The 418-nt window shown below is 70.8% G+C and carries 1 protein-coding gene; it reads left to right on the top strand.

Features of this window, described 5'->3' with window-relative positions; genetic code table 11:
- Window positions 1-418: acyltransferase domain-containing protein (locus KUM32_RS29735; protein WP_217145075.1), on the top strand; the 418-nt coding region annotated here is incomplete at both ends.

Genomic DNA, 418 nt, shown 5'->3' with positions numbered 1-418 from the left:
GGTGTTCGTCTTTCCGGGGCAGGGTTCGCAGTGGCCGGGTATGGCGGTGGAGCTGCTGGAGTCGTCGCCGGTGTTCGCGGCACGGTTCGAGGAGTGCGAGCGTGCTCTGGCACCGTTCGTGGACTGGTCGCTGTCGGAGATGGTCCGCTCGGGCGCCTACGACCGGGTGGACGTGGTCCAGCCCGTCCTGTGGGCGGTAATGGTGTCGCTGGCCGCGTCGTGGGAGTCGGCGGGTGTGCGTCCGGACGCGGTGGTGGGGCATTCACAGGGCGAGATCGCCGCCGCGGTGGTGGCGGGCGCGCTGTCACTGGAGGACGGTGCACGGGTGGTCGCCCTGAGAAGCCGGGCGATCACGGCACTGACGGGCCGTGGGGGCATGGTGTCGGTACCACTGCCGGCGGACGAGGTACGCACCCTG

The sequence above is a fragment of the Streptomyces sp. AC627_RSS907 genome (genome assembly GCF_019049165.1).
Note: the sequence above shows the minus strand (reverse complement) of the source record. Positions and strands in the feature narration are given on the sequence as shown.